Origin of the sequence: Sphingopyxis sp., assembly GCF_036402335.1 — a bacterium.
Classification (GTDB): Bacteria; Pseudomonadota; Alphaproteobacteria; order Sphingomonadales; family Sphingomonadaceae; genus Sphingopyxis.
Genome location: NZ_DASWTD010000164.1, coordinates 1 through 8,938, shown reverse-complemented (window position 1 = coordinate 8,938; position 8,938 = coordinate 1). Strand labels below are relative to the sequence as shown.

The window sequence follows — 8,938 nt, the reverse complement described above, 5'->3', positions numbered from 1 at the left end:
GCCTTCGCCGCCAAGCGCGGCGACCTCGTCGGCCCGACGCAGACCGGCCTCGGCTGGACCGTCGCGCGCGTCGAGGATGTGACCGCGAAGCCCGCGCGCAGCCTTGCCGACGCCAGCGCCGAGATCCGCACCGAGCTCGCCAAGAACAAGGCGAACGAGGCGATCGTCGATTATTATAACGCGATCCAGGACGCCGTGAACGGCGGCGCGTCGATCGAGGAAATCGCTGCCGACCGCAAGCTGCAGGTCGTCGAAACGCCGGCGATCCTGCCCAGCGGCCGCGCCCCCGGCCAGCCCGCCTATGTGCCGGCTCCCGAACTCGCGCCGCTCGTCGCGCAGGCCTTTCAGGCCGCCGGCGAGGGTGAAAGCCATATCGCGACGCTCGTCGAGAACGAGAAATTCGGCGTCTATGCCGTGAAATCGATCGCCGACGCCGCGCCTCCGCCCTTCGCGCAGATTCGCGGTGACCTGCTCGGCGAATGGCGCTTTGCCGAAGGACAGAAGGTCGCCCGCGACAAGGCGCGTGCGATCTCGAAGGCGGTCGAGGGCGGCAAGAGCCTTGCCGATGCCGTGGCGGCCGCCGGCCCGAACATCGGCAGCGTCCAGGCGATCGGCGGCCGCCGCGCCGAACTCGGCGCCAATGGCCAGCCGGTACCGCCCGAACTCGCCCTCCTCTTCTCGATGGCGAAAAACAGCGTGAAGACGCTCGAAATCCCGGGCAACCGCGGCTGGATGGTGATCGCGCTGAACGATGTCCAGCGCCCCGACCCGAAAGCGATCGAACCGGGGCGCGTCGCCGCGATCGCCCAACCGCTCGCGCCCGCTTTCGGCAACGAGCTGATCGAACAGCTGGCGGCCGAAGCGCGCCGCCGCGCCGGGGTGACGATCAACAAGAAGCTCGTCGACCAGCTGCGCGCCGAACTGACCGGCAACGCGCCGGTCGCCGAATAGGGGTGAGTCTCGAAGGCAGAGCCGCCGCGCTTGAAGCGCTGGCCGCAGGGCGTGGCGCGGTCGTCTGGCAGCGGCTGATCGCCGATATCGAAACCCCGGTTTCGGCGGCGCTCAAGCTGATCGAGCCGGGACGCGGCGACTGGGTGCTCGAATCGGTCGAAAGCGGCGAGACGCGCGGGCGCTACAGCCTGCTCGGGCTCGATCCCGATCTGATGTTCGAGGTTACCGGCGATGCCGCGCGCATCAACCGCGACTGGCGCCGCGACCGCACCGCGTTCCAGCCGCTCGAAACCGGCGCATTGCAGGCGCTTCGCGATCTCGTTGCCGAATGCCGTTTCGATGTTCCCGAGGGGCTGCCCAAGGCGCTCGCGACGCTCGTCGGCTTCTTCGCCTATGAAACCATCGGCCTCGTCGAACGCATCCCGCGTGCCCCGGGCGCCGGACTCGGGCTGCCCGACATGGTGTTCGTGCGCCCGACGACGATCCTTGTCTTCGACCGCCTCGCCGACGAGCTGTTCCTGATCGCCCCGATCTGGCCTGACAAGGCCGGGGCGATCGACCGGATGATCGAGGCCGCGCACGACCGGCTCGACACCATCGCCGCGCGCCTGTCGAGCGCCAGCGCCCACGCCGACCGCGCTTCGACCGAAACGCTGCCCGGCGACATCGGGCCGAATGCCGCGACGACGCCCGAAGATTTCGCGAAGATGGTCGCGACCGCCAAGGATTATATCGCCGCGGGCGACATTTTTCAGGTCGTGCTGTCGCAGCGCTTCTCGACCCCGTTCGACCTGCCACCCTTCGACCTCTACCGCGCGCTCCGCCGCGTGAACCCCTCGCCCTTCCTCTATTTCCTCGACCTGCCCGGCTTCGCGCTGATCGGCTCGTCGCCCGAGATCCTCGTCCGGGTGCGCGACGGCGAAATCACGATCCGGCCGATCGCCGGAACCCGCCCGCGCGGCCGCACCAGCGCCGAGGATGCCGAGAACCGCGAAAGCCTGCTCGCCGATCCCAAGGAACGCGCCGAGCATCTGATGCTGCTCGACCTCGGCCGCAACGACGTCGGGCGGGCGGCGACGGGGGGCAGCGTGACGGTCACCGACAGCTACACCGTCGAATTCTACAGCCACGTCATGCACATCGTCTCGAACGTCATCGGCCGCATCGCGCCCGACAAGGATGCGATCGATGCGCTGTTCGCGGGCTTCCCGGCGGGCACCGTCAGCGGCGCGCCCAAGGTCCGCGCCTGCCAGATCATCGCCGAACTCGAAGCCGATGCGCGCGGCCCCTACGCCGGCGGCGTCGGCTATTTCGCCCCCGACGGCAATATGGACAGCTGCATCGTGCTGCGCACCGCGATCGTCAAGGACGGCGAAATGCACGTCCAGGCCGGCGCGGGCATCGTCGCCGACAGCAACCCGGCCTATGAACAGCGCGAATGCGAGGCGAAGGCGGGCGCGCTCTTCGCCGCGGCGCGCGAGGCCGTGCGTCTCGCGGGAACGCCCGGTTACGGGCAATGACAGCCAGGCTTGGCGGCCCGAAAGCTTCTATCCCTTTCCCCACCGCACCAAAATCGTTACGGCGCCCCCATGATCCTCGTCATCGACAATTATGACAGCTTCACCTTCAACCTCGTTCACTATCTGATCGAGCTGGGTGTCGACGTCCGCGTCGAACGCAACGACGCGCTGACCGCAGCCGATGCGCTTGGCTCCGGCGCCGACGCGATCCTGATATCCCCCGGCCCGTGCACGCCGAACGAAGCAGGGATCAGCCTCGACCTCGTCGCCGCCTGCGCCGATGCGCGCCGCCCGCTGCTCGGCGTGTGCCTCGGCCATCAGGCGATCGGCCAGCATTTCGGCGGCACCGTCCAGCGCGGCCATCTGATGCACGGCAAGACCTCGCCCGTCTGCCACGACAACAGCGGGCTCTACGCGGGCCTGCCCTCGCCCTTTCAGGCGACGCGCTACCACAGCCTCGAGGTCGTCGATATTCCCGCCGCTCTCGTCATCAACGCAACCAGCGACGACGGCGCGGTGATGGGCTTCCGCCACGCCGAACTCCCGATCCACGGCGTGCAATTCCACCCCGAAAGCATCGCGACCGAACATGGCCATGCGATGCTCGCCAATTTCCTGAAAATCGCGGGGTTGCCGGTCGGCGAGCGGAAAGCCGCATGAGCCGCTTCGGCCCGTTTCCCGACCCGGCCGGACTGCTCGAGCATGACGAGGCAGCCGATGCCTTCGCAACGATGCTCGACGGCGGCGCGACCGACGACCAGATCGCCGAATTCCTCTCCGCCCTCTCCGATCGCGGCGAGACGATGGTCGAGATCGCGGCCGCGGCGCAGGCGATGCGCGATCGGCTGATCCCGATCGATGCCCCGGCGGGCGCCATCGACGTCTGCGGCACCGGCGGCGACGGCCATCACACGCTCAATGTCTCGACCGCCGTGTCGATTGTCGTCGCAGCTTGCGAGGTTCCAGTCGCAAAGCACGGAAATCGGGCTGCTTCTTCCAAATCTGGCGCCGCCGACACGTTGGAGGCGCTTGGGCTCGACATGGACCGCGCCGACCGGCAGGCCGAGGAACAGCTCGCCGACCTCGGCATCTGTTTCCTCTTCGCCGGAACGCGCCATCCGGCTATGAAACGCATCATGCCGATCCGCAGGGCACTCGGCCGCCGCACGATCTTCAACCTGATGGGCCCGCTCGCCAATCCCGCGCGCGTCACGCGCCAGCTCGTCGGCATCGCGCGCCCGGCCTATGTTCCTGTCTATGCCGAGGCGCTGCACCGGCTGGGCACCGACCATTCGCGCGTGATTTCGGGCGACGAAGGCCTCGACGAACTGTCGCTCGCAGGCGGCAACGAGGTCGCGGTCGTCACTGCCGAGGGCGTGCGCATGCAGCGCAGCACTGCCGCCGACGCGGGTCTGCCGACGCGGCCGCTTGCCGATATCCGCGGCGGCGACGCGACCTATAATGCCAAGGCGCTGCGCGCGCTGCTGCTGGGCGAGCCCGGCGCCTATCGCGACGCCGTGCTCTATAACGCCGCCGAAGCGCTGGTTGTCGCGGGCGCCGCCGATAGCCTGGTCGAAGGGGTCGAGGAGGCCGCTGAGGCGATCGACAAGGGCCTTGCCAACGCGCTGCTCGATTGCTGGATCGCCTATCAATGAACAAGCTGACGCAAATCCTCGCCACCAAGGCCGAAGAAGTGGCCGCGCGACGTGCGGTGCGCTCCTTTTCCGATCTCGACATGATCGACGCCGGCCCGGTGCGCGGCTTCGCCGCCGCCTTGCAGGCAAAGATCGATGCGGGCGGCTTCGGCCTGATCGCCGAAATCAAGAAAGCATCGCCTTCCAAGGGGCTGATAAGAGAAGATTTTGATCCAGCCGGTCACGCCCGCGCCTACGCCGCGGGCGGCGCCGCCTGCCTGTCGGTGCTCACCGATGCGCCCTGGTTCCAGGGGCATGAGGATTATCTGGTCGCTGCGCGCGCCGCATGCGCCCTGCCCGCGCTCCGCAAGGATTTCATGGTCGACCCGTGGCAGGTCGCCGAGGCGCGCGCGATCGGCGCCGACGCGATCCTGATCATCGTCGCCGCGCTCGACGACGGCGCGATGCGCGAGATCGAGGCGGCAGCGATCGAACGCGGCATGGATGTGCTCGTCGAGGTGCACGACGAAGCCGAACTCGACCGCGCGCTGATCAGGCTCGAATCGCGGCTGATCGGGGTCAACAACCGCGACCTCAGGACCTTCGAGACCGATCTGGGCGTGACCGAACGATTGGCGAAACGCGTCCCCGCCGGCACCCTGCTCGTCGGCGAAAGCGGCATCGCGAGCCACGCCGACTGCGCAAGACTCGCGCAAAGCGGCGTAAAGGCCTTCCTCGTCGGCGAAAGCCTGATGCGTCAGGACGACGTCACGGCGGCAACGAAAGCCCTGCTCGAAGGCTGATGCCTGCCTTGACGCGGCACGCGAATATCGTCGCCAGCCGCCCGTCAGGGATTCATCGCCCACCCTGCAAAACCGCCCGCCAGCACCAGTGCCGGCGCGGTGAGCTTCCCTTTCCAGCGCCAGACCGCCAGCAGGGCACCGCAAAAGAGCAGCGCCGCCGACAGCGGGTTGGTTGACCGTTCGGCGGTCGACCAGCCCAATTGCAGCAACGTCGCCGCGATCACGCCGACAACGGCAGCCGCCACCCCGGCCAGCACGCGATGCAGCGCGGGATTTTCGACGATGGCCTCCAGCCGTTCGAAGAAAATCATCGAAAAAGCAAAGGCAGGCAGGAACATCCCTGCGGTGATCGCGAGCGCGCCTGGCAGCCCCGCCGCGACATAACCCGCGAACGTCGCGAAGATGACGAGCGGCGCCGGCAGCATTCCTGCAAACGCCACGCCATCGAGAAAGCTCGCGTCGGTAATCCAGCCGCGCCCGGCCGTATCGGCGCGCACATAGGGGATTGCGGTATAGGCGCCGCCAAAGGTCAGCAGGCCGCCCTTCAATCCGGCAATGAAGAGCGCAAGGATCCCCACTTCGCTCGCCGCGACACTTGTCTTCGCCAACGACGGGCCGTGTTGCATGAGGGTGGCGAGGACGATCGCGACCGCGAATATGCCGATCGCGGCTACGGGCCGCGTCGCCAGTGCATAGACCAGCCCCGATGCGACCAGCGGGATCCAGAACGGCACTCCCGCCAGCGTCGCGCCGAGTGCGGCGACGGCAAGCAGCCACAGCAGCCCGTCTTCCAGCACATGCGTCCCGATCCGCTGTACCGCGCGTGCGATGATCGCCAGCACCACGACCTGCACGCCAAGGAAGATTGGCGCCATGGCAGGATTGCCGGCAATCCGGTCCTGGTAGAGCCATGCCGCCGCCAGCATCAGCACAAAGCCCGGCAGCATGAAACCAAGCCCGGCGAGCAGCCCGCCGATCCGCCCGCGGGCAACCATCCCCAGATGGACACAAAGCTCGTGTGCTTCGGGGCCGGGAAGAACCTGCATCACCGCAAGCAGGCGGTTGAAGCGCGCGGGCGATATCCAGCGCTCCTCCTCGACCAGCGCCTGCTTCACCATCGCGATCTGCGCAACCGGCCCGCCGAAGGCGAGAATACCGAACCGCAGGAAGCGCAGAAAAAGCCGGAACAGCGAAAGCTTTGGCGGAAAATAGCCATCGTTCGTCATCGCAAGCACGCTCCTTGCCGCAAGCGCGGCTCATGGAGCGGAACTTGGGCAACGCATCGCCTGAACGGGCGTCCGCATTGCCCGCACCGCTTTCTAGCGCGTTTCGCCGAAAGAGGAAACCGGACTTGTTCCTCGGCGCCGCGCGCTTGGCCGCACGGTCGAAGCCGCCGCGCCTCTTGCCTTTCTCATCGGGTCTTGCTTCGGTCGCCGCAATGACGAAACCGACTCATCTCGACGACACCGGTGCCGCGCATATGGTCGATGTCGGCGCCAAGCCCGCGACCTCGCGCCGTGCGGCAGCCGGCGGCCGCATCACCATGTCGCCGTCCGCGCTCGAGGCGATCCGCAGCGGCAACGCGCCGAAGGGCGACGTGCTGTCGACCGCGCGCCTTGCCGGGATCATGGCCGCGAAACGCACCGCCGATCTCATCCCGCTCTGCCATCCGCTCGCGTTGTCCAAAGTCGGCGTCGATTTCACATGGGAAGACGATGGCATCGCGGTCACGGCGACCGCTGCCACTACCGGTCCGACGGGGGTCGAGATGGAGGCGCTGACCGCCGCCTCGGTCGCGCTGCTCACGCTCTACGACATGGCCAAGGCGCTCGACCGCACGATGGTCCTCAGCGATATCCGCCTGCTCGAAAAGAGCGGCGGCCGCTCGGGCGACTGGCGCGCCGAATGACCGGCCTGCTGCCCGTCGAAGAAGCGCAGGAGCGGCTGCTCGCGCTTCGTGCGCCGCTGGCGAACGAAAAAATCAGTCTTTCCAAATCGCTTGGCCGCTATCTTTCAGACGATGTCGTCGCGCTGCGCGATCAGCCAGCGGCGGCATTATCGGCAATGGACGGCTATGCTATCCGCTTCGACGACCTGCCCGGCCCGTGGACCATCGTCGGCGAAGTCGCCGCCGGAGCCGCGCCCGACCGGGCGGTCGGCGCCGACGAAGCGATGCGTATATTCACCGGCGCGCCGCTGCCGGCGGGCGCCGACACGGTGGTGGTTCAGGAGGACGTCGCGCGCGACGACACCCGGCTGACACTCACCGGCGACGGCCCCGGCACGCGCGGCCGCCATATTCGCGAGCGGGCAGCCGATTTCGCCAGCGGCACCTGCCTCCTGCCCGCCGGAACGCGCCTGACGCCGGGCGCGATCGCGGCGGCAGCGATGAGCGGCGCTGGCCAGCTTGCCGTCGGCGGGCGCCCGCGCGTCGCGATCGCCACGACCGGCGACGAGCTGGTGCAACCGGGCCGCGCTCTGGCCGCCGGGCAGATCCCCGACAGCAATGGCGTGATGCTCGCGGCGATGCTCGCCGGCGAAACCGCGGCGCCGATCGTGCCGCACCACGTCCCCGACGACCGCGAAACATTGGCGAGGGTTCTCAAGGAACTGGCACGACGTCACGACGTCATCGTCACCGTCGGCGGCGCGTCGGTCGGCGATCACGACCATGTTCGTGGCGCGCTCGGCGATGCGGGCGGGCGGCTCGATTTCTGGAGGATCGCGATGCGTCCGGGCAAGCCGCTGATCGCCGGAACGCTGGGCGATTCGATCCTGCTCGGCCTGCCCGGCAACCCGTCATCGGCCTTCGTCACGGCGACGCTCTTCCTCTTGCCGCTCGTTCGTCATCTCGCCGGCGCGCGCGATCCCCTTCCGGTCACCCACATGGCCCCGCTCGCGGCCGCGCTGCCCGCCGGCGGTGGCCGCCGCGATTACCTCCGCGCCCGCCTCGACAACGGGCGCCTCACGCCGCTGCTCGGGCAGGAAAGCGGGCGGACCCTGCCGCTCGCATCGGCGAACGCGCTGCTGATCCGCGACATCGGCGCGCCGGCGCGGGATGCGGGCGAAATGGCGGATTATATTGTCATCGCTTGACAAGTTCCGCTTTGTTCCACTATCGTTCCCCCTATGTCCGGCAATGGCATCATGGAGAACGACCGATGTTGACCGCAAAGCAGCACGAACTGCTCCACTTCATCCAGCAAAAGCTCGACGCGAGCGGGATTTCACCCTCGTTCGAGGAGATGAAGGAGGCGCTGGGCCTGAAGTCGAAATCGGGTATACATCGACTGATAAGCGCCTTGGAAGAAAGGGGTTTTCTCCGCCGCCTTCCCAATCGCGCGCGCGCGCTCGAAGTGATCAAGGTGCCCGAGGCCGCGACGCCCGCCGTGCGTAACGATCGCGACAATATCGTGCCCCTGCGCAAACCGGCTCCGGCACTGAAGCCGATCGCCGCCAATGACATCATCGAGGTTCCGCTGCACGGCAAGATCGCCGCGGGCGTCCCGATCGAAGCGTTCGAGGAGCATAACAACCTCGCCGTCCCCGCCGCGCTGCTCGGCGCGGGCGAACATTATGCGCTCGAGGTCTCGGGCGATTCGATGGTCGAGGCCGGGATTTTCGACGGCGATTATGCGCTGATCCAGAAAGCAAGCACCGCGCGCGAGGGCGATATCGTCGTCGCGCTCGTCGACGGGCAGGACGCGACGCTCAAATATTTCCGCCGCGAAGGCCAGATGATCCGGCTCGATCCGGCGAACAGCGCCTACGAGCCGCAGCGCTACCCCGCCGACCGCGTCATCGTGCAAGGTCGGCTGTCGGGACTGCTTCGTCGTTACCACTAAGCTGCGGCGGCAAACGCCATGGATGCCCGTCGCCCGCCCTGAGCGTGGCGACGGCTTCGGGCCTTTCACCCAGATAGAACGCCAGTCCGCCCGTTTCGGCAAGGCTGTCGCGATCGATCGTCATCCAGCGACCGGCGCATTGGCGCGGTAGCCAGCGATCGCTTATCACGACGTCGGCGGCACCA

Annotated in this window: 8 protein-coding genes and 2 pseudogenes; 8 read left to right on the top strand and 2 right to left on the bottom strand. The window is 67.8% G+C overall.

The features are described 5' to 3' along the window. The 5 genes and pseudogenes from VGD20_RS05140 to trpC all read left to right on the top strand — a co-directional run. Positions 1-951 (top strand): annotated as a pseudogene (locus VGD20_RS05140) (hypothetical protein); the annotation flags it as partial. 2 nt (positions 952-953) lie between these two features. Continuing rightward, positions 954-2,471 (top strand): anthranilate synthase component I, encoded by a 1,518-nt coding sequence (trpE, locus tag VGD20_RS05135; protein WP_331133417.1) that lies wholly within the window; start codon positions 954-956, stop codon positions 2,469-2,471. Positions 2,472-2,540: 69 nt separating this feature from the next. Further along, positions 2,541-3,131: an aminodeoxychorismate/anthranilate synthase component II gene (locus VGD20_RS05130; protein WP_331133416.1), complete on the top strand. Its 591-nt coding sequence runs from the start codon at positions 2,541-2,543 to the stop codon at positions 3,129-3,131. Further along, positions 3,128-4,126 (top strand): anthranilate phosphoribosyltransferase, encoded by a 999-nt coding sequence (gene trpD / locus VGD20_RS05125; protein WP_331133415.1) that lies wholly within the window; start codon positions 3,128-3,130, stop codon positions 4,124-4,126. Before VGD20_RS05130 ends, trpD begins: the two co-directional genes overlap by 4 nt. Then, the gene (gene trpC / locus VGD20_RS05120) at positions 4,123-4,908 is read left to right on the top strand and encodes an indole-3-glycerol phosphate synthase TrpC (RefSeq protein ID WP_331133414.1); all 786 of its coding nucleotides are present in this window, start codon (positions 4,123-4,125) and stop codon (positions 4,906-4,908) included. The genes trpD and trpC overlap by 4 nt, the downstream gene beginning before the upstream one ends. Before the next feature lie 44 nt (positions 4,909-4,952). On the opposite strand, the gene chrA is transcribed toward trpC, so the two are convergent. Continuing rightward, positions 4,953-6,134 (bottom strand): chromate efflux transporter, encoded by a 1,182-nt coding sequence (gene chrA / locus VGD20_RS05115; protein WP_331133413.1) that lies wholly within the window; start codon positions 6,132-6,134, stop codon positions 4,953-4,955. Between the two features lie 212 nt (positions 6,135-6,346). On the opposite strand from chrA, the gene moaC reads away from it, so the two are divergent. The 3 genes from moaC to lexA all read left to right on the top strand — a co-directional run bounded on the left by moaC (position 6,347) and on the right by lexA (position 8,753). Then, positions 6,347-6,817: a cyclic pyranopterin monophosphate synthase MoaC gene (gene moaC / locus VGD20_RS05110; protein ID WP_331133412.1), complete on the top strand. Its 471-nt coding sequence runs from the start codon at positions 6,347-6,349 to the stop codon at positions 6,815-6,817. Further along, on the top strand, positions 6,814-8,004 hold the full coding sequence (glp, locus tag VGD20_RS05105; RefSeq protein ID WP_331133411.1) for a gephyrin-like molybdotransferase Glp: 1,191 nt from the start codon (positions 6,814-6,816) through the stop codon (positions 8,002-8,004). Before moaC ends, glp begins: the two co-directional genes overlap by 4 nt. Positions 8,005-8,069: 65 nt before the next feature. Continuing rightward, complete coding sequence (gene lexA, locus VGD20_RS05100) at positions 8,070-8,753, top strand: transcriptional repressor LexA (RefSeq protein ID WP_331133410.1); 684 nt, start codon at positions 8,070-8,072, stop codon at positions 8,751-8,753. On the opposite strand, the pseudogene VGD20_RS05095 reads toward lexA, so the two are convergent. After that, positions 8,707-8,938, bottom strand: a pseudogene (locus VGD20_RS05095) (competence protein ComEC); the annotation flags it as partial. The gene lexA and the pseudogene VGD20_RS05095 sit on opposite strands and share 47 nt — an antisense overlap.